This window comes from Streptomyces sp. NPDC002463, from assembly GCF_042889835.1.
Taxonomy (GTDB): Bacteria; Actinomycetota; Actinomycetes; order Streptomycetales; family Streptomycetaceae; genus Streptomyces; species Streptomyces nymphaeiformis.
Window position 1 is genome coordinate 270084 of sequence record NZ_JBIARL010000011.1, and the last position, 17597, is coordinate 287680.

The 17597-nt window shown below is 72.1% G+C and carries 20 protein-coding genes; 7 read left to right on the forward strand and 13 right to left on the reverse strand.

The features are described from left to right. Positions 1-151 precede the first annotated feature (151 nt). The 6 genes from ACFYX3_RS23620 to ACFYX3_RS23645 form a co-directional block, all read right to left on the reverse strand. A complete protein-coding gene (locus tag ACFYX3_RS23620) occupies positions 152-997 on the reverse strand; it encodes a patatin-like phospholipase family protein (RefSeq protein WP_389016546.1) in 846 nt (281 codons plus the stop codon). A 97-nt stretch (positions 998-1094) separates the two neighbouring features. After that, entirely contained in the window at positions 1095-1601 is a 507-nt protein-coding gene (locus tag ACFYX3_RS23625; protein WP_389016715.1) for a hypothetical protein, read from the reverse strand. 59 nt (positions 1602-1660) lie between these two features. Further along, a complete protein-coding gene (locus tag ACFYX3_RS23630) occupies positions 1661-2905 on the reverse strand; it encodes an MAB_1171c family putative transporter (RefSeq protein WP_389016549.1) in 1245 nt (414 codons plus the stop codon). An 81-nt stretch (positions 2906-2986) separates the two neighbouring features. Next, positions 2987-3544, reverse strand: coding sequence for a toxin (locus ACFYX3_RS23635; protein ID WP_116160128.1), 558 nt, complete (start codon positions 3542-3544; stop codon positions 2987-2989). A gap of 86 nt (positions 3545-3630) precedes the next feature. Continuing rightward, entirely contained in the window at positions 3631-4074 is a 444-nt protein-coding gene (locus ACFYX3_RS23640) for a hypothetical protein (RefSeq protein WP_389016553.1), read from the reverse strand. 247 nt (positions 4075-4321) lie between these two features. Then, positions 4322-5044 (reverse strand): CGNR zinc finger domain-containing protein, encoded by a 723-nt coding sequence (locus ACFYX3_RS23645; RefSeq protein WP_389016556.1) that lies wholly within the window; start codon positions 5042-5044, stop codon positions 4322-4324. Positions 5045-5157: 113 nt separating this feature from the next. Here ACFYX3_RS23645 and ACFYX3_RS23650 point away from each other — a divergent pair, with 113 nt between their 5' ends. Beyond that, positions 5158-6069: an arginase family protein gene (locus ACFYX3_RS23650; protein WP_389016559.1), complete on the forward strand. Its 912-nt coding sequence runs from the start codon at positions 5158-5160 to the stop codon at positions 6067-6069. Next, positions 6066-6575, forward strand: coding sequence for a hypothetical protein (locus ACFYX3_RS23655; RefSeq protein WP_389016562.1), 510 nt, complete (start codon positions 6066-6068; stop codon positions 6573-6575). Before ACFYX3_RS23650 ends, ACFYX3_RS23655 begins: the two co-directional genes overlap by 4 nt. Positions 6576-6595: 20 nt before the next feature. Here ACFYX3_RS23655 and ACFYX3_RS23660 read toward each other — a convergent pair whose 3' ends face one another. From ACFYX3_RS23660 to ACFYX3_RS23670, 3 genes are all read right to left on the reverse strand, one after another. Further along, positions 6596-7033: a hypothetical protein gene (locus tag ACFYX3_RS23660; protein WP_376582023.1), complete on the reverse strand. Its 438-nt coding sequence runs from the start codon at positions 7031-7033 to the stop codon at positions 6596-6598. A gap of 82 nt (positions 7034-7115) precedes the next feature. Further along, the gene (locus tag ACFYX3_RS23665; RefSeq protein WP_376582025.1) at positions 7116-7526 is read right to left on the reverse strand and encodes a VOC family protein; all 411 of its coding nucleotides are present in this window, start codon (positions 7524-7526) and stop codon (positions 7116-7118) included. A gap of 63 nt (positions 7527-7589) precedes the next feature. Further along, on the reverse strand, positions 7590-8987 hold the full coding sequence (locus ACFYX3_RS23670; RefSeq protein ID WP_389016567.1) for a glutamate decarboxylase: 1398 nt from the start codon (positions 8985-8987) through the stop codon (positions 7590-7592). Between the two features lie 186 nt (positions 8988-9173). Here ACFYX3_RS23670 and ACFYX3_RS23675 point away from each other — a divergent pair, with 186 nt between their 5' ends. Continuing rightward, positions 9174-9953 (forward strand): class I SAM-dependent methyltransferase, encoded by a 780-nt coding sequence (locus tag ACFYX3_RS23675; protein ID WP_389016570.1) that lies wholly within the window; start codon positions 9174-9176, stop codon positions 9951-9953. A 9-nt stretch (positions 9954-9962) separates the two neighbouring features. Here the strand turns inward: ACFYX3_RS23675 and ACFYX3_RS23680 are convergent, their stop codons facing one another. Continuing rightward, the gene (locus ACFYX3_RS23680; RefSeq protein WP_389016573.1) at positions 9963-10322 is read right to left on the reverse strand and encodes a hypothetical protein; all 360 of its coding nucleotides are present in this window, start codon (positions 10320-10322) and stop codon (positions 9963-9965) included. Between the two features lie 217 nt (positions 10323-10539). Between ACFYX3_RS23680 and ACFYX3_RS23685 the strand changes: the two genes are divergently transcribed. The 3 genes from ACFYX3_RS23685 to ACFYX3_RS23695 are packed head-to-tail and all read left to right on the forward strand — an operon-like array spanning position 10540 to position 13735. Next, positions 10540-12006: an APC family permease gene (locus ACFYX3_RS23685; protein WP_389016576.1), complete on the forward strand. Its 1467-nt coding sequence runs from the start codon at positions 10540-10542 to the stop codon at positions 12004-12006. Further along, the gene (locus ACFYX3_RS23690; protein ID WP_389016579.1) at positions 12003-12440 is read left to right on the forward strand and encodes a hypothetical protein; all 438 of its coding nucleotides are present in this window, start codon (positions 12003-12005) and stop codon (positions 12438-12440) included. The genes ACFYX3_RS23685 and ACFYX3_RS23690 overlap by 4 nt, the downstream gene beginning before the upstream one ends. Further along, complete coding sequence (locus tag ACFYX3_RS23695; protein WP_389016582.1) at positions 12437-13735, forward strand: threonine/serine exporter family protein; 1299 nt, start codon at positions 12437-12439, stop codon at positions 13733-13735. The genes ACFYX3_RS23690 and ACFYX3_RS23695 overlap by 4 nt, the downstream gene beginning before the upstream one ends. A gap of 55 nt (positions 13736-13790) precedes the next feature. Here the strand turns inward: ACFYX3_RS23695 and ACFYX3_RS23700 are convergent, their stop codons facing one another. Beyond that, the gene (locus ACFYX3_RS23700) at positions 13791-15113 is read right to left on the reverse strand and encodes a hypothetical protein (protein ID WP_389016585.1); all 1323 of its coding nucleotides are present in this window, start codon (positions 15111-15113) and stop codon (positions 13791-13793) included. A gap of 117 nt (positions 15114-15230) precedes the next feature. On the opposite strand from ACFYX3_RS23700, the gene ACFYX3_RS23705 reads away from it, so the two are divergent. Further along, the gene (locus ACFYX3_RS23705) at positions 15231-16190 is read left to right on the forward strand and encodes a D-2-hydroxyacid dehydrogenase family protein (RefSeq protein ID WP_389016588.1); all 960 of its coding nucleotides are present in this window, start codon (positions 15231-15233) and stop codon (positions 16188-16190) included. A 22-nt stretch (positions 16191-16212) separates the two neighbouring features. Here ACFYX3_RS23705 and ACFYX3_RS23710 read toward each other — a convergent pair whose 3' ends face one another. Both ACFYX3_RS23710 and ACFYX3_RS23715 read right to left on the reverse strand, forming a co-directional pair. Beyond that, positions 16213-16569 (reverse strand): GntR family transcriptional regulator, encoded by a 357-nt coding sequence (locus ACFYX3_RS23710; protein ID WP_376582040.1) that lies wholly within the window; start codon positions 16567-16569, stop codon positions 16213-16215. A gap of 2 nt (positions 16570-16571) precedes the next feature. Further along, positions 16572-17531 carry a DUF1648 domain-containing protein gene (locus tag ACFYX3_RS23715; protein WP_389016593.1) on the reverse strand — a complete coding sequence of 320 codons (960 nt, stop codon included), beginning with the start codon at positions 17529-17531 and terminating at the stop codon, positions 16572-16574. Positions 17532-17597: the final 66 nt, after the last annotated feature.

The window sequence follows — 17597 nt, forward strand, 5'->3', positions numbered from 1 at the left end:
CCCTTTTCCAGGGCACACGGGCCCAGAACGACATCGGAACGACCGCTTGAGCCAACCGGACGCCTCCGAGGGAGTCAACGCATTATTCGAGCACCGAGCACGCCGCGGGCCGTGGCTCCCCGTGCGGAGCCACAGCCCGCAGTGCTGTCCCCTACGCCTCGCCCCACGCGATCTTCAGCCCGCGCCCCTGCGCGCGGCCCGCTTCGGCGGCCGGCCTACGGGTGGACGGGTCCAGGGGATTCGCGCCGATCGCGGCCAGGGACGCCTCGTCCGGGCCGACGACCACGACCTCGGCTCCGGCCGCCCGCAGCTCCTCGACCGCCTCGGCCAGCGGCTTCTCGCTCGGGAGGAGCTCGACCCCCTCCAGGGGCGCGATCACCAGCACCCGGGACGAGCCGGCGGCGTAGTCGGCGTTCTCACCCGCGCGGACGCCGCCGTCCACGTACCGTCGCCCGTCGATCGTGACGGGCGGCCACACGCCCGGCACCGCGCAGCTCGCCGTGACGGCGTCGACCAGGCTCACGCCCGACGCGCTGTCGAAGACCCGCGGTTCCCCGCTCTCGGCGTCCACCGCGACGATCTTCAGCGCGCGAGCGGGCCACTCGTGCGAAGGCAGCCGCGACTCGATCACCGCGCGCCGCTCGTGCTCCGGCACGGTCTCCGCGCCGAGCGCGAACCTGCCCACGGCGCGCCGGATCTCCGGTCCGGTCGTGGCGTCCTTCAGCACGTCGGCGATCCGCGTGCCGAAGCTCACCAGGTCCACACCGGCCATGATCTCCGTGGCCTGCAGCTCGGGTTCGGTCTGCCGGGCGTACAGCTCCTCCAGGCTCAGCCCGCTCACGAGCTGCGCGGCGACGGTCGATCCCGCGGAGGTCCCGATGATCAGGTCGGCCTCCGTGAGGCGGGACCGACCCGCGTCGGCCAGTCCCGCCAACAGCCCCGTGATCCAGGCGATCCCTGCGACTCCCCCGCCGCCCAGTACCAACGCCTCCGCCATGGCGTCCCCTTCCCCCGTCGATGCGTGAACTCGCAGCATAATGCGGGGTGTTGGACGACACCCGCTCCCTGCCGGGAGCTCGGTCGCGCGCGATCGGTCAGACGAAGAGGAACGCGCCCGCCGTCGCCGCGCCCAGTGCCGCTCCCGCGAGCGTCTGCGCCACCGTGTGGTACGTCAGCGCGACCCGGGACCAGCACACGGCGGCCGTGAGGGCGTACGCGAGCAGCCACCACGGCGAGTGGACCGCGGCCAGGAGGGCCACGACCGCCGAGGCCACCGCGGAGTCCACCGAGATCTTCCAGACGGTGTTCACGGCGAGCAGGCCGATCGTCATCACCCACAGGGCCAGCATCGCGACCAGGATGGCCGTCGGGGCCCCGCCCAGGAGCATGACCAGCGAACCCGTGCCGATGGAGCCGAGGATGACGAAGAAGATCGGCGCCCGCTGCGTGCGGTCGACCACGTGGCGGTCGCCCCAGGTGCCCCGCTTGCGCTCCCATTCGATGTAGCCGGCCGGGATCAGCCCGGCGCACAGGGCGCCGAGCAGGCCCCACAGCAGGCCGGTCCAGTGGCCGGACGCGGCCGCCAGGCCTATCCCGAGCATGCCCGCGAGCAGGACGTTGCGGGGCTGGAGGACGTCGGTGACGACGCGGGCCGTGCGGTTCACGCGCCGCCCTCCAGGCTCGACCGCAGGACGGCGCGGGTCCGCTGCTCCGGGATCGCCTTGTACGCGGCGGCCACCCGTACCAGCCAGGCGACCTCGCCGTCCTGGTCGGTGGCGTGCTTCGTCTCGAAGGCTGCGGCCTTCCCGGCGGGCGCGCCCTCGGCCTTGGCGGCCAGGGCCGCCTTGATCCAGTAGGCGTCGGCGAGCGAGCCGGCCCTCCCGGGGTCCTCGCCCGCCGCGGCCTCCTTGGCGGCGGCCAGCAGGCTGTCGGGCACGTAGTGGCGCAGCTTCTCGACCGCGTCCGCGATGTCGGCCGCCCAGCGGTCGACGCGCAGGTCGGCGGGGGTGTCGAAGCGGGTCAGCTCCCGGGCGAGCGAGGCCGGCGGGGCGAAGGGCTGGTCGGGGAAGGCCGTCATCAGCTCGCGCCACAGGGGGTGCAGGTTCACCTGGGCCCGCCACAGCCGGGCCCGCCGCCAGCCCTTGCTGAAGGCGGGGAGGGAGGCGCCGACGGCGAAGAAGGCGAAGAGGACCAGCTGGGCGGCCTCGGTGGCCTCGTCGAAGGTCAGCGCGAAGCCCTCGCTGGGCTTGTCGGCGACGCTGATCCACAGGAAAAGGGTCCGGCTGAGGGTGTAGCCGACGCCGATGAACATCGCGAAGGTCATCATGCCGAGGCCGAGCCGCAGGTGGAGCAGCTTGGCGTCGATCGTGGCGAGGGCCCACTGGTAGGCGCAGACGGCGGACGCGGCGCCCAGGTACAGGTAGAAGACGGTCATGTAGAGCGTGGCGCCCCACTCGCCGGCGTGTTCGGCCACGAACCGGTCCGCGGGGACCGAGCGGTCCACGACCGTGAAGAAGAGCACGGTGAGGAGGATGAGCGTGGCCACGGAGGCCTTGGTCGCCACCCGCTGGACGACCCGGGCGAACCGGACGTGGCGCGGGATGGCCCCGCCCTCGGGGAAGTGGCCGTAGATGGCGACGATGTAGCTGAGGATCGCCAGGATGGCGATGGTGGACGTGTAGTGCTTGATCAGCACCGCGAGGTCCACGATCTCGCTGTTGTTGAGGCCGATGCGGACCACCTGCGTCTTGGTCCACAGCGCCACGGCGAAGCCTGCGTAGCAGCCCCACAGGGCGCGGCGCCGCTTGTCCTCCTCGTCGCCCCAGAGTGCGGCCGGCATGCGCCACAGGGCGACGGCGGTCATCAGGCCGGCTATGAGGTAGCCGGCGAGGTCGAGTCCGGTCACGTGGGTTCCTCGGGTGTTCTGTGGGGGGTGTTCTCTTGCGCGGGGGGCTACGAGTACGCGGGGGTTACGAGTACGCGGGGGCTATGAGCGGCGGAAGAACGTGCGGCTGAAGAACGCCGGGCGTCGGTGCGCGACCGGCCGCGACAGCGAGTTGGCCAGCCGTCCGACCATGTCGTCGCTGGTCACGTCCCTCGCCATGCGCGGGATGAGGGACGCGCCGAACTCGGCGATCCGCTCGTCGTGCGTGTCGTACTGGGCACGGGCCTGGACCGTGTCGGAGGAGAGCACCCGTGTGATCAGCGAGGTGTCGAAGACCGGCAGCAGCGCCCGGAGCCGGTCCGCGTCGAGGCTGGTGCCGTGGTCGAACCACTCGTGGCACAGCTCGTGCAGGATCACGTGCTGGGTCTGGTACGCGGTGGGGCGGCGGCGGTAGAGCACGTAGCTGGTGGTGCCGGACTTCAGGCGCAGGCCGCAGGCCGCGTTGACCCGTGCCAGTCGCTCGGGCAGTTCCTGGAGGACGATGGTCCGGCCGCGGGCCGCCTCCATGTTCGCCACCAGGCCGTCGATGGTGAAGGGGGCGGGTATCGGAAGGTCGGCCAGGCCAGCTTCACATTCTTTGCGCAGCTCGCGCAGGGACATTGAGGCCTCTTGGTCGTCGTCACGCGTGTGTGACATGCGCTCGCCGAGTTTAGCCAACGCCGGACGTCCGTTCGGAGGCGCGTGCCCTAACGTTCCGGTTCCTCGTCGGGCTGCCGTCTGGCCTTGGTGTCCGCCAGGAGGGAGAGTGCGAACTCGAGCAGTTCCGCCGGGAGGCCGTCGTCGTCGACGCCCCGGCCCGCGACGCCGCTGATCTCGCCGGTCCGCCGCATCGCGAGGAACTGGAGCCCGGCGACCACGTCGCCGACGACCTCCGACTCCTCCTTGAAGAACCGCCAGTCCACGCCGAAGCCGAGACCGAGCGCCTTGAGGATCTCCTCGGAGGGCTGGGTGACCTTGCCGGCCAGGATGTTGGAGAAGTAGCTGTGGGAGAGGTGGCCGCCGCGCTCCTTGACCAGCTCGGCGAAGGTGCGCCCGGACACCTTCTGGCCGGGGAAGGTCTTCTCCAGCATGTACTCGACCTTCTGCTGCAAAGAGTGCAGTTCGGGCGTGCGTTCTTCTCCGATGTCCATCCTGTTTACCTACTGTTCGCATCAGGCACCGGCGCAAGTACCGGGCTTGCGTAAACACTCTACGTCACTGTTAACTACAAAAAACACGGCCGGGGGATCACGGGGGTGTCCCCTGGCCGTGTGTGACGTCGCAGAGATGTAGCCCTTCGCGACGGGGGATGCGCGAAGGGCTACTCGTGCAGTATGCCAGCCCGTCAGGGGCCGTTCCACAGTGCACCCCTGACACTCTGAAAACGCTCAGACTCCATCAAGTCGGGCCCGTCCCGGCGGCCCGCTTCCGCTGGTAGTGGGTCCGCCCCTTGGCGGCGTTTCCACACGTGCCCATGTCGCACCAGCGGCGGCGGCCCGCCCTCGATCCGTCGATGAACAGCCAGCCGCAGCGCTGCCCCGGGCAGACCCGGGTGCGTTCGCGGGGCAGCGCCCGGACCAGGTCGAGCGCCTGGAGGGCGATCTCGTCGTGGAGACGGTCGAGACCTGACGTCTCGACGGTGACCCGGAGCCCGGGCGTGCCCTCGTGGACGGTGAGGCGGGCGGCGGCGGCCGCGCTCTTCCAGTGACTCCCCACCCGCTCCACCGCCTCCTCGGGCGCCGCCTCGCCGTGGACGAGTGCCGCGATCAGGTCGTGCAGGGCCTCGCGCAGCTCGCGGACGCGGGCGAGGGCCTGCTCGGCCGCGGCGGGCCCGGAGGCCGAAGCGAGCCCGGAGATCGCGGAGGCCCCGGAGGCCCCGGAGGCCCCAGACGTCGCGGAGGCCCCCGTCGGCCCGGACTCCGCCAGGCGGCCCAGGGTCGCGAGGTCTTCGGGTGCGAAGTGGCCGGTGAGGGCCGCCCATTCCAGGAGGCGGGGGTATCCGTCGAGCCAGTCGAGCGGCTCCGCGTCCCGCGCCGTGACCGTGTTCAGCAGGTCGATGACGAGGTGCCCGCCCACCAGGTCACGTGGCCTGAAGGTGTGGGGCGTGATCGTTGCCGCCACGCGTCACCGCCTCTCCTGAGCTTGCCCCCGTCTATCCAACCGGTGTACTGATGTTATCCGGTTGGAATGCTGGACGGAACACCGGATGGACGCCCCGGATGTGAGGAGACGCCATGGCCACCGCCGTCGAGGTCATCACCGCGCCCTGGAACCTCGGGCTGCGACCGCCCGGGCCGGGGCGCGAGCCCGGCACCTGGCGGGCCCCCGACGCGCTGCTCTCGGCCGGCCTGGAGGCACGGCTGCGGCCGGCCCGGGTGGTGGAGCTCGACCGCCCGCCCTACGACGTCGATCCCCAGCCGGCGACCCGCATCCGCAACGGGGTGACCCTCCGCGAACACACCCTGCTGCTCGGCGACGCCGTCGGGGCCGCGCTCGCCGCCTCCCGCTTCCCGCTGGTGGTGGGCGGCGACTGCAGCATCCTGCTCGGCTGCCTCCTGGGCGCCCGGCGCCACGGGCGCTGCGGCCTGGTCCACCTCGACGGGCACAGCGACTTCCGGCACCCCGGCAACCACGACGCCGGAGCGGTCCTCGGCACGGCCGCCGGCATGGACCTGGCCCTGGCCACCGGCCGCGGCGAACTGCTCCTCACCCACTGGCCCGTGGTGGGCGGCCCGCTGGTCGCCGACGAGGACGTGATCCAGATCGGCGACCGTACGGACGAGCACAAGCCCCCGGTCGTCCGCTTCACCGCCCGGGAGGTCCGGGAGATCGGGATCGCAGGCCTCGCCGAGCGGGTCGAACACCGTCTGATGCGGCGCGAGCTCGACCGCGTCTGGCTCCACCTCGACCTCGACGTGCTCGACGAGCGCGTGCTGCCCGCCGTGGACTCCCCCGGCCGCCCCGGCCTCGACCTCCCCCGGCTCGCCGAACTCGTCGCGGGCCTCGTCGGCACCGGGCGGGTCGTCGGGCTCGACGTCGCCATCTACGACCCCGAGCGCGACCCGCACGGCCTGTACGCCGCTCCCCTCGTCGACTGCCTCGCCGCCTCCCTGTCCCCTCTCGCCACCACGGAGACGCCCGTATGAAGACGCTGCTCGCCGACGGCCCCGACCGCCGGTACGCCTCCGAGATGGAGCAGTTCGGACGCCTGGCGGGGCAGTGGTCGACCCTGATCACGTACTACTCCGCCGACGGCTCGCCGGTCCGCCGTCTCCTCGGCGCCTGGGAGTTCGGCTACGCCCTGGAGGGCCGGGCCGTCGTGGACGTCTGGCAGTGGCCCGGGCAGGACGATCTGCCGTCCGAGGGGCGCGCCCCGGACGAGGAGTGCGGTCTGTGCGTACGGATCTGGGACCCGCGCCTGCAGCTGTGGCGGTTCACCTTCCACGGGACCGCCCGCGGCGACGTGGTGCAGATGTACGCCCGGCAGATCGGCGACGAGATCGTCATGGAGCGCGCGGTCGGCGGCGACCTGGTCCGCTGGACCTTCGCCGACATCACCGCCGACACCTTCCGCTGGCGCAACGAACGGTCGGCCGACGGCGGACACACCTGGCACCTCGACCAGGACGTCCACGCCCACCGCCCGCACTGAGGGACCCGGCCCCTCCGAGGTCAGCCCGCCGCCTGCTTCAGGAGCGCCGCGATGCGCTCCTCCGTGGCCGGGGTCAGGCTCGTGAGGGCGTACGAGGTGGGCCAGAGGGTGTCCTCGTCGAGGGCGGCCTGGTCGCTGAACCCCAGCGTGGCGTAACGGGACTTGAACTTCGCGGCGCTCTGGAAGTGGCAGACGACCTTGCCGTCCCGGGCGTAGGCCGGCATGCCGTACCAGAGCTTCGCGGTGAGGCCCGGGGCGTTCTCCTTGACGAGGGCGTGGACGCGCTCGGCGAGGACGCGGTCCGCGTCCTCCATCTCGGCGATCTTCGCGAGCACGTCGGGCTCGGTGTCCGCCTTCGCGCCGCGGCGCGCGGACGCCTTCATCTCCTTGGCGTGCTCCTTCATCGCGGCGCGCTCGTCCTCGGTGAAGCCGTCGTAGGACTTGTCGTTCGCGGTCATGGTGGTGCCCCTCTCGGTTCCGTTCGACTGGCGCTGCGCGGCGATGCGGGCCTTGGCCCATTCGGGGTGGCACATGGGGGCCCTACCGGAGTTCCTGGATGCGGATCAGGTTGCCCGCGGGATCGCGGAACGCGCAGTCGCGGATCCCGTACGGCTGCTCCGTCGGCTCCTGGACGACCTCGGCGTCGGCGGCGCGGACCTTCTCGAAGGTGGCGTCGAGGTTCCGGGTGGCCAGCAGGATCCAGCCGTACGTGCCCTTGGCCATCATCTCGAGGATCGTGCGGCGCTCGTCCTCGGTGATGCCGGGGTCGACGGCCGGCGGGGCCAGCAGGATGGACGTCTCCGGCTGTCCCACGGGGCCGACCGTGATCCACCGCATCCTGCCCTGGCCGACGTCGCTGCGGACCTCGAAGCCGAGGGCGTCCCGGTAGAACGCCAGGGAGGCGTCCGGGTCTTCGTGCGGGAGGGAGCTGGTGTGAATGCTGATGTCCATGGACTTCACGCTAGTGGCGGCCCCGGCTGCGGCGCTTCTCGAAAGCTGATCGGTGTGGGCACCTCAGTGGTGGAAGCCCGCGCGGTCGGCGTCCGACGGCACGCCCTTCGTCAGGCGCTCCAGGGCGCGGCCCATGTCCTGCGCGAGCAGGTCGACCTCGTCGCGGCCGATGCCGTGGCGGATCATGACGCGCTGGATGACGGTCTCCTGCCGGTCGGGGGGCAGCGGGTAGGAGGGGACCTGCCAGCCGCGCATCCGGAGCTCGTCGGAGAGGTCGTACAGGCTGAAGCCCGCGCCCTCGGGGTCGGCGAGCGTGTACGAGACCGCGGGCAGCGCGCCCTGCCCGTCGTAGAGCAGCGTGAACGGGCCCATCGCCTCGATCTTCCCGGCGAGGTACTGGGCGGTCAGCGCGCAGGCCTCCTGGACGCGCCGGTAGCCGGCCCGGCCCAGGCGCAGGAAGTTGTAGTACTGGGCGACGATCTCGCCGCCTGGACGGGAGAAGTTCAGGGCGAACGTCGGCATGTCGCCGCCCAGGTAGTTCACCCGGAAGACGAGGTCCTCCGGCAGGAGGTCGGCGGTGCGCCACACGGCCCAGCCCACGCCGAGGGGCGCGAGGCCGAACTTGTGGCCGGAGGCGTTGATGGAGGAGACCCTCGGCAGCCGGAAGTCCCAGACGAGGTCCCGGTGGAGGAAGGGCGCGATGAAGCCGCCGCTCGCCGCGTCGACGTGGATCGGGACGTCGAGGCCCGACTCCGCCTGGATCCGGTCGAGTTCGGCGGCGAGTTCGGCGACCGGCTCGTAGTCGCAGGTGTAGGTGACGCCGAGGATCGCGACGACGCCGATGGTGTTCTCGTCGACGTAGTCCTTCAGCTGGTGCGGGCGCAGGCCGGTGGCGCCCGGCTCCACCGGGACCTGGCGCAGCTCCACGTCGAAGTAGCGGGCGAACTTGTCCCAGCAGATCTGCACGGGGCCGCAGACGAGGTTGGGCCGGTCGGTCGACTTGCCCTCGGCACGGCGCTTCTCCCGCCACCGCCACTTCAGGGCGAGGCCGCCGAGCATGGCGGCCTCGCTGGAGCCGGTGGTGGAGCAGCCGAGCGCCGAGCCCTCGCCGGACGCGCTCCCGGGGGCGTTCCACAGATCGGCCAGGATGTTCACGCACCGCGCCTCGATCTCGGCGGTCTGCGGGTACTCGTCCTTGTCGATCATGTTCTTGTCGAGGCACTCGTTCATCAGCTTGCGGACCTCGTCGTCCGTCCACGTCGTGCAGAACGTCGCCAGGTTCTGCGACGCGTTGCCGTCGAGCAGCAGCTCGTTGTGGAGCATCGCGTAGACGACCGACGGGAGGTTCGACTCCTCCGGCATCCGGTGCTTCGGCAGCACTCGCTCACTGAGTGCGGAAGCGAACACATCGGTCGCCGCGTCGGCGACGCTCTTCGGGGCCTTCATCTCATGGAGCGCCACAGTTTCCCCTTCGATCAACGGACTCGTCGACAGTCCTCTCATCAACCCACGAGGCCGGGCAGGGCGCCCGGCAGCGGCCGCCACCGTTGACCCACCCGGGTGAGCGGGGCACCCAGGCCCTGTCCCGCGGCTCCCCCGACCAGTACGTTCCGGACGAAGTGGATCATCACCGGAAGGCCCCACCTCATGACCTCTCGCACGATCAGCGGAACCGAGCAGCCGACCGCCGACGCCTTCTCCTCGAAGGCCGAAGCCCTCGACGCCGACGCCTTCGAGTCCTACGACGACCTCCCCGAGCGCCTCATCGGCTACCCGGCCGTCTTCCACGCCCTCGGCATCGGCTCCTGCGCCGTCCGTACGGTCCTGGACTACGGCTGCGGTCCCGGCAAGGTCGCCACCCGGGTCGTCGAGGCCTCCGACGCGCGCGTGGTGGCCGTCGACATCGCGCCCCGCATGCTGGAGATCGCCCGCGAGAAGCGCGCGCACCCGCGCATCGACTACCGGCTGAGCGAGGACGGCGGGCTCGGCTTCGTCGCCGACGGCTCCGTCGACGCCGCCATGGCCTGCTTCGTCTTCTCCACCACCGGAGACTTCGCCGACCTGCACGACATCGCCGCGGAGGCGCACCGGGTGCTGCGCCCCGGCGGCCGGTTCGCCGTCCTGGACCCCAACCCCCGCACCGCCGGCATCCGGTTCTCCACCTTCCGCAGCGGCGAGCCCGGCCGCGTCTACACCAAGGGCGAGCGGCGCCGCTCGCGCCGGGAGCGGCCGGGCGGCGGGGCTCCGCTGGAGCTGGTCGACCACCACTGGCCCTGCCAGGCGTACCTCGACGTGCTCGGCAAGGCCGGCTTCACCGATCTGGACGTCCACGAGCCCGTGCTCACCCACCGCTCGGCGCTGCTCGGCGCCGACCCGGCGGAGGCCGGCCACCCGCCGTTCCTGGTGGTCTCCGGAGTCAGGCAGTAAGCCTCGCCGTCAGCTGTCGGAGTAGCTGAAGTCCCCCACGGTCCAGGCGCTGACGTCCGCGATCGCGACGCGGTACATCCCTCCGGTCTCGGGCATGCCGACCGTCCCCTGGAGGATCCGGGCGAGGTGGAAGTGCAGGTGGGTGGGGGGCGTGTCCCTCCGTGCGGTGGGGGCGAAGACGCCGGAGAACTCGCCCAGCCGGGACGAGTCCGTCAGGACCTCCGACACGCGCTGTCTCCACAGGGCTTCCGGCGCGAGCCGCCCGGTGATGACCACTCCCCCCGCGACCACGGTGAGGGACATCTGGTTGCTCCGCCCGGACTCCACGGTGGCGGCGACGTCGACGAGCAGCTCGTCAGGGATCGACATGGAAGCCGATTCTAGGCACGCGGGCCCTCCTGGAGGCCGACGTCCGGAGGGCGTGCCCCCCGCACGCGTACCTCCGCTCCTTCGGCCGTACGCCCTGAGGCGCGTACTCCACTCCGACGAGTGGCCGAGGCCCGTCCCCCGTACGGCCGATCCCGGTTGCCGGGCCCCCCGGGCCGTTCAAGGCTGAACCGATCGTTCCCACGCTCGGGAGGGCCCCTTGAGCAGCATCGACACACCGGCCGAAGTCCCCAGGCCGCGGGCCGCGGTGCAGGCCGCCGCGCCCAGCACCATGACCTGGGTGACGCTCGCCCTGATGACGACCGCGTCGGTCGCCAGCCTGCGGGCCGCGCCGACGATGGCCATCTACGGTCTGGCCTGCGTGTTCCTCTACCTCGTCCCGGCGATCGTCTTCCTGCTGCCGACCGCCCTGGTCTCGGCGGAGCTGGCCTCCGGCTGGAACGGCGGCGTCTACCGCTGGGTCGCCGAGGGGCTGTCCAAGCCGCTCGGATTCCTCGCGGTCTGGTGCCAGTTCGCGATGACGATCTTCTACTACCCGAGCCTGCTGGCCTTCGTCGCCTCGACCATCGCGTACGTCATCGACCCGTCCCTCGCCTCGAACGGCGTCTACACCGCGATCGTCATCATGGTCCTGTACTGGACCGGCGTCTGGGTCTCCTCGCGCGGCACCAAGGCCCTTGCGGGTCTCTCCAGTTGGGGCCTCATCATCGGCACGCTCATCCCGGGCACGATCCTCGTCGTCCTCGGCATGGTCTTCCTCGGCCAGGGCAACCCGTCCGCCGCGCCGATGAACGCGAGCCACCTGCTGCCGGAGTGGACCGGACTCGCCAGCCTGGTCCTGATCGTCAACAACTTCCTGTCGTACTCCGGCATGGAGATGAACGCGGTCCACGTCTCCTCGCTGAAGGACCCGGCGAAGGAGTACCCGAAGTCGATGTTCCTGGCGATGGGCCTCGTCCTGCTGATCTTCATCCTGCCCGCCCTGGCCATCAGCTGGGTCGTGCCGGCCGACCAGCTCAGCCTCACCGCCGGCGTGATGCAGGCCTTCGACGCCTTCTTCTCGTACTTCGACATCGGCTGGATGACCCCGATCGCCGCCGTCATGCTGATCTCCGCCTCCCTGGCCGGCATGCTGACCTGGCTCGCCGGGCCGTCCAAGGGCCTCCTGGAGATCTCGCGCCAGGAGGGCTACCTGCCGCCGTTCCTGCAGAAGCTCAACAAGTTCGGGATCCAGCAGAACATCCTGGTCACCCAGGGCGTCGTGACCTCGGTCATCGCCCTGATGTACGCGCTCATCCCGAACGTGTCGAGCGTGTACTGGATCTTCTCCACGATCACCACGCAGGTGTACCTCATCGTGTACCTGCTGATGTTCGCCGCCGCGATGCGCCTGCGGAAGACACACCCCGACCACCCCCGCGGCTACCGGGTGCCCGCCCTGGGCCTGGTCTGCACGGTCGGCCTGCTCGCCTCCCTCGCGGCGCTCGCCATCGGATTCGTACCGCCCTCCCAGTTCGGCGGCGGAAGCGTCTGGTCGTACGTCCTCTTCATCGCCTGCGGCCTGCTCGTCCTCGGGTTCCTGATCCCGTGGCTCTTCCTGAAGTTCCGCAAGCCGAACTGGCGCACCGCCGCCGCCGGCGCACCGAGCGAGGGAGACCGGGCATGAGTCCCACCCGCTTCGCCTCCGAACACAGGTGGATCTACTGGGGCGCGATCGTCCTCCTCGTCGGCCTCGCCGTCACCGGCCTCATCCGGTACGAGGCCGTGAAGAGGAACAACGAGACGCGGGAGAAGGCCGAACAGCTCCAGACGGAACTGGTGAAGGCCGGCTACCCCTCCCCCGACGTCGACACCATCGAGCAGCTGCTCGGCACCGACGGCGGCGTGGTCTGCGAGCAGCCGGGCAACGCCCTGAAGGCGGCGCTCTGGAAGATCCAGCAGTCGAACGGCGCCGCGGGACCGGGCATGCGCCCCGTCATCTCCGACACCAAGGCGCTCGAGGTCGAGCGGATCGTCCTCCAGGTCTACTGCCCCGACAAGGTCGACGACTTCCAGGAGGAGCTGAACGACCTCAAGACCGACGACACCGTGCGCCGGTGAGGCGCGAACCGCGAGAAGAGCCCGGGCCCGACGCCGACACCGGCGTCGGGCCCGGTGCCGATCCCGACCCGCTCCACGACTTCCTCCGCGAACTGACGCGGTTCATGCCGACGTTCAGCGGAGAGGGTGCGGAGGGCGTCGACCGGGTCGTCCGCGGCCTCGCCCGGACGTACGGCGGGCGCGCCGAGACCGTGCTCGTCACGGGCGGCGCCGTGCTCTCCGTGACCGCCGGGGGCCGCACCCTCACCTCCACCGTCACCGCCTTCCCCGACGTCGCCCGGCTCGACCGGGCGGTCGCCCTCAAGGAGTTCGTCGAGCGCGTACGGGACACCCGGCCGCCCCTGCGCGAGGCGGCGGCCGGCCTGCGGCGGGTCGAGACCCTGCCCGCGACGGTGCCGCGCTGGGCCCGCGGGGTGGGCATCGTGCTGTTCTCCGTCGGGTTCGCGCCCGCCGTCCAGCCGACCTGGTACGAGATCGGCACCACCGCCCTCCTCGCCACCCTGGTCGCGGCCCTGACCGTCCTGTCGGACCGGCGGCCGCGCCTCGCGCGCGTGCTGCCGCTCCTCGCCGCCGTCCTGGTCTCCCTGGTGACCCTGGGCGTCCTCCAGCCGGGCCGGGGCCACGGCGGTCCGGTGCTGATCATGCTTCCGGCGCTGTTCTTCTTCGTGCCCGGCGACCTGCTCAGCGCGGCCACCGCCGAACTCGTCGGCGGGTTCCTGTCGACCGGCGCGGTCCGCCTCGTCTACGCCCTCGTACTGCTCCTCCAGCTGTACGTGGGCGTGCTCATCGGCGTGGCCGTGACCAGCACGCCGAGCAGTGCGCTCTTCGACAGCGCGCAGGACACCGACATGTCCTGGTGGGTGCTCGTCGCGAGCTGGGCCGTCTTCACCGTGGGCCTGATCCTCGCGTTCGGGGTGCCGTGGCGGGCCGCGGGCCGGCTGACCGGCCTCGTGTACCTGTCGCTCGGCGTCCAGGCGGCGGGCACGGCCCTGATCGGTGAGGTCGCCGGCACGTTCGTCGCCGCGACGGCCCTCGCCGTCGCGGCGGACCTGCTGTCCCGGCCGGCGGGGCGGCCGCCCCGGCTCGTCCTCTTCCTGGGCGGCTTCTTCACCCTCACCGTCGGCTCGCCGGGCCTGCGGGCGCCGACCTCCCTGGCGGGCGGTCACGTCCTGCACGGCTTCCGCGACCTCATGGACTTCGTCACGATCGTCACGACGATCGCGGTCGGGCTCCTCGTGGGGGCGGCGCTCGTACCGGGGCGGGTGGAGAAGGGGTTCCCGAAGCCTTCTGCGTGACGAAACCCCCGGGGCCGAGGGCCCCGGGGGTTTCGGTCTCGGCTGCTTCGGCCGCCTATGCCGGAGCGCTGGGGGGGCGCTCGGCCGGGGGCTGTGCGGCAGGGGGCGCTTCGGCCGGTTCCTCCGCCAGGAAGGCCACCACCGCGAGCACGAAGAGCAGGACGAGGGTGATGCCCACGATGACCCAGGCGGTGGGGTGGGGCCAGAAGACGACGGCGGCGGCCGCCCCGGCGACGAGGATCCAGGTGATCCAGGTGCGGTAGCGCCGGACGAACGGGCCCACCGGGCCGAGGCGCATGCCCGCGTGGTCGGCGGTGGCCCGGGTCGCGGTGATGCCGGAGTGCCAGAGGCCGCGGACGAGGACGGCGGGGCGGCTCGGGCCGGAGAGCCAGGCGGCGAGGGCGATCAGGATGCCGAGGGCCGCGTACACCCGAACCGAGGTGCGGAGGAAGCGGATCAGGGTGTCGTAGATGGAGCTCGCGGCGCCCGGGGAGACGTTGGCGGGCAGGGCGTTCAGATAGACCGTACGGAAGACGGTGAGCGCCACGCCGAGGACGATCGCGGCGAAGGCGACGCCGAGGGCCGCGGCGACCAGGGTGCGGCGGCGCTTCACGGCGAGCAGCACACCGCCGGCGACGAGCAGGATCGCGATCACCGGCAGCCACACGCCCATCGCCTGGAGCAGCGCGAAGCCGGTCTTCACCTTGCCGATGTCCTCGGACTTGACCACGGTGAAGTTGGTGTGGATCTCGGGGATCTTGGCCGCGACGTCGAGGCCGGACTCGACGAGCCGCTGCTTCACCCGGTCGATCACGGGCGCCAGGTCGATGGTGACCGTGTTCGTCTCGATCTTCACGGCCCCCTCGTCGCTGCCGGTCAGGGCGCGGTCGAGGGAGGTGTGGACGGCCCGGTTGGCGTCGGTCCAGATCGTCTCGAACGCCGGGGAGGCGACGACGTCCTGGGTCCGCTCGTGGACGAAGCTGGCGACCGCGCTCTGCAGGGAGCCGCCCAGCTTGCCGAGGGCCTTGGCCGCCAGCGGCCGCTGGTCGGGCGCGACGCCCTCCAGGAGGGAGGGCAGGTCGATGTGCTCCATGACGGCGTTCGTCACGCGGGTGGCGACGGCCGCCTGGATGTCCGGGTCCGAGGCGAGCGGCTTGACCGTCTGCACGTACCGGTCGGTGTCGCCGACGAGGTCCGCGGTCCAGGTGGAGACGATGCCGAGCGGGACGAGGACGCAGCCGATGACGATGAGCAGGGCGGAGAAGAAGGAGCGGACGCGGTGGTGGGGTGGCGGGGCGGCCGCCTTCTCCGCTTCGAGCGCGGCCACTCTGGCCCGGAGTGCGGAGAGTTCGTCGCCGCTGGCACCGGCAGCGTCCATGACACCAGTCCTTCCGAGGGGACAATTCTGGATAATTCTCCTTCCGGTCGCCGCCCCTGTCGCCCCGGGTGTGGCATACGTGCCGGGTCCGCGGCCCCGATCCGCGATCATGCGGTCATGAAGCTGCGCTGCGCCGTACTCGACGACCACCAGGGCGTCGCCCTCTCCTCCGCCGACTGGAGCCCGCTCGCGGACCGCGTGGACGTCCGCGTGCTGCGCGAACACCTCACGGACCGGGACGCGCTCGTCGCCGCCGTCGAGGACTGCGAGATCCTCGTGGTCATGCGGGAGCGGACCCCGGTCGACGCCGGGCTCCTCGCCCGCCTCCCCCGGCTGCGGCTCCTGATCACCTCGGGGATGCGCAACGCCTCGATCGACCTGGCGGCCTGCCGGGCGCGCGGCGTCACCGTCTGCGGCACCGCCAGCAGCTCCGAGCCGCCCACCGAACTGACCTGGGCGCTCCTCCTGGGCCTCGCCCGGCACGTACCGGCGGAGGCGCGGGCCCTGCGGGAGGGCGGGCCGTGGCAGTCGACCGTCGGCGCCGACCTCTCCGGCCGGACGCTCGGCCTCGTCGGCCTGGGCAAGATCGGCGCCCGGGTGGCCCGGATCGGTCTCGCCTTCGGCATGGACGTGACCGCCTGGAGCCCGAACCTGACGGAGGAGCGGGCCGCCGAGCACGGCGTCCGGCTCGCGGAGGACAAGCGGGACCTGCTCGCGGGCAGCGACTTCGTCTCGCTGCACATGGTGCTGTCCGACCGCACCCGTGGTCTGATCGGGGAGCCCGAACTGCGGGCGATGCGTCCGTCCGCGTACCTCGTCAACACCTCCCGGGCCGGGCTCGTCGAGGGCGGGGCGCTGCTGCGGGCGCTGCGCGAGGGGTGGATCGCCGGGGCCGGGCTCGACGTGTACGAGGTGGAGCCGCTGCCCGCGGACGACCCGCTGCGGGTGCTGCCGAACGTCCTGGCCCTCCCCCATCTGGGCTATGTGACGGAGGGGAACTACGCCCGCTACTTCGGCCAGGCGGTCGAGGACGTCGAGGCCTTCCTGGCGGGTGCGCCGGTCCGCGAACTGTCCTGAACCCCGGCTTTCCCGGCAGGGCCTACCCCAGGCTCGTACGCGCCAGGTCCAGGAACTCCTCGTCCGTCAGGCCCAGCTCACGTGCCTCCTCCGCCGCCTCCCGGAGCCGGGAGACGAGACGGGCGCGGTCGGGGGCCGTGGCGCCGGGGACGATCAGCGCCCCCCGCCCGCGGCGGAGTTCGATGAGGCCCTCCTCGCGGAGCCGCTGGTAGCCGCGGAGGACGGTGTGGACGTTGACGCCGAGGGAGTCGGCGAGCTCCCGGGCGGCGGGGAGGCGCTCGCCGGGCGCCGCGGAACCGTCGGCGAGGGCGCCCCGGACGCAGGCGGCGATCTGGTCGCCGAGGGGCACGGCGGAGGCCGGGTCGACACGGAAGAGCACGGTCAGACCTTCCCATGCCGCTCGGCGAGCGTGTTGAGAAGCGCGGCGGCGGTCCGCGCGTCGGGCACGGTGACGGCGAACTCGCGGCCGCTGCTCCGCCGTACGACGAGCGTCTCGCCGGCCCGGACGATCCAGCCGGTCCGGTGGGCGCGGACCCGGTAGCCCCAGCCGCCGAACTCGGCGAGGACGGCGGCCGTGTCGAGCTCCCGGACGCTCGCGCCGGCGACCTCGTCGAGCGGGATCCGGGCGCGGGGCCGGGGGGCCAGCGCGGACCGCACGGTGAGGCCGCGCCGGTCGACGGTGACCCTGACCCGGGCGAGGGCGAGCCCGGGAAGCCCGACGACCAGGCCGAGGAGGCCGAGCAGGGAGGCGGGCCGGGGCGCGAGGAGCAGGACGGCGGGGGTGGCGGCGAGGGCGAGCACCGCAAGGACGGTGAGCGGCCGGGAGGCGGTGGCGCGGGTCCAGCCGGCGACCTCGCCCGCGCCGAGCGGCAGCCGGGGGGTGTCGGGCAGGTCGGTTCCCGCGGCGGGTTCGTCGCGGGGGACGAGCCGGGTCATTCCCCAGCCGGCGAGGCCGAGGAGGGCGGCGGCCGCCGCCGCGAACAGGAGGTTGGCGAGGGGGAACTCGACCTGCGCCGGGTCGGTGGCGTCCAGGTTGTCCCGTACGAGAAGGACGAAGAGGGCACCGGTGAAGCCGGCGGTCGCCCAGGCGCCCCAGAGCGAGCCGCGGCGGACCAGGAAGGTCCAGCCGGCACCGAGGACGAGGAGCAGGCCGGTGCTGACGGCGGTGAAGGCGGTGCGGCCGGTGAAGCCGTCGGCGCGGACGCCGTCCGGGCCGAAGTGGGTGGCGAGCGTGTCGGGCAGCCGGTCGTACCGGAGGGCGAGGAGAACCAGGTAGACGGCGATGGTGACGACGAAGGGGAGCGCGGCGAGGGCGCGGAGACGGGGCGTGGAGCAGTGCATGAGACCTCCCTTGTTCGCATCACCATAGAACAAGTTGTTCGCACTTCGCTAGAACAACCCCGTCAC

Excerpts from the sequence above, each read along its gene's own strand:
- ACFYX3_RS23620 (WP_389016546.1), bottom strand. The coding sequence starts at position 997 with ATGGCGGAGGCGTTGGTACTGGGCGGCGGGGGAGTCGCAGGGATCGCC.
- ACFYX3_RS23625 (WP_389016715.1), bottom strand. The coding sequence starts at position 1,601 with ATGCTCGGGATAGGCCTGGCGGCCGCGTCCGGCCACTGGACCGGCCTG.
- ACFYX3_RS23635 (WP_116160128.1), bottom strand. The coding sequence starts at position 3,544 with ATGTCCCTGCGCGAGCTGCGCAAAGAATGTGAAGCTGGCCTGGCCGAC.
- ACFYX3_RS23640 (WP_389016553.1), bottom strand. The coding sequence starts at position 4,074 with ATGGACATCGGAGAAGAACGCACGCCCGAACTGCACTCTTTGCAGCAG.
- ACFYX3_RS23650 (WP_389016559.1), top strand. The coding sequence starts at position 5,158 with ATGGCCACCGCCGTCGAGGTCATCACCGCGCCCTGGAACCTCGGGCTG.
- ACFYX3_RS23655 (WP_389016562.1), top strand. The coding sequence starts at position 6,066 with ATGAAGACGCTGCTCGCCGACGGCCCCGACCGCCGGTACGCCTCCGAG.
- ACFYX3_RS23660 (WP_376582023.1), bottom strand. The coding sequence starts at position 7,033 with ATGACCGCGAACGACAAGTCCTACGACGGCTTCACCGAGGACGAGCGC.
- ACFYX3_RS23665 (WP_376582025.1), bottom strand. The coding sequence starts at position 7,526 with ATGGACATCAGCATTCACACCAGCTCCCTCCCGCACGAAGACCCGGAC.
- ACFYX3_RS23675 (WP_389016570.1), top strand. The coding sequence starts at position 9,174 with ATGACCTCTCGCACGATCAGCGGAACCGAGCAGCCGACCGCCGACGCC.
- ACFYX3_RS23680 (WP_389016573.1), bottom strand. The coding sequence starts at position 10,322 with ATGTCGATCCCTGACGAGCTGCTCGTCGACGTCGCCGCCACCGTGGAG.
- ACFYX3_RS23690 (WP_389016579.1), top strand. The coding sequence starts at position 12,003 with ATGAGTCCCACCCGCTTCGCCTCCGAACACAGGTGGATCTACTGGGGC.
- ACFYX3_RS23700 (WP_389016585.1), bottom strand. The coding sequence starts at position 15,113 with ATGGACGCTGCCGGTGCCAGCGGCGACGAACTCTCCGCACTCCGGGCC.
- ACFYX3_RS23705 (WP_389016588.1), top strand. The coding sequence starts at position 15,231 with ATGAAGCTGCGCTGCGCCGTACTCGACGACCACCAGGGCGTCGCCCTC.
- ACFYX3_RS23715 (WP_389016593.1), bottom strand. The coding sequence starts at position 17,531 with ATGCACTGCTCCACGCCCCGTCTCCGCGCCCTCGCCGCGCTCCCCTTC.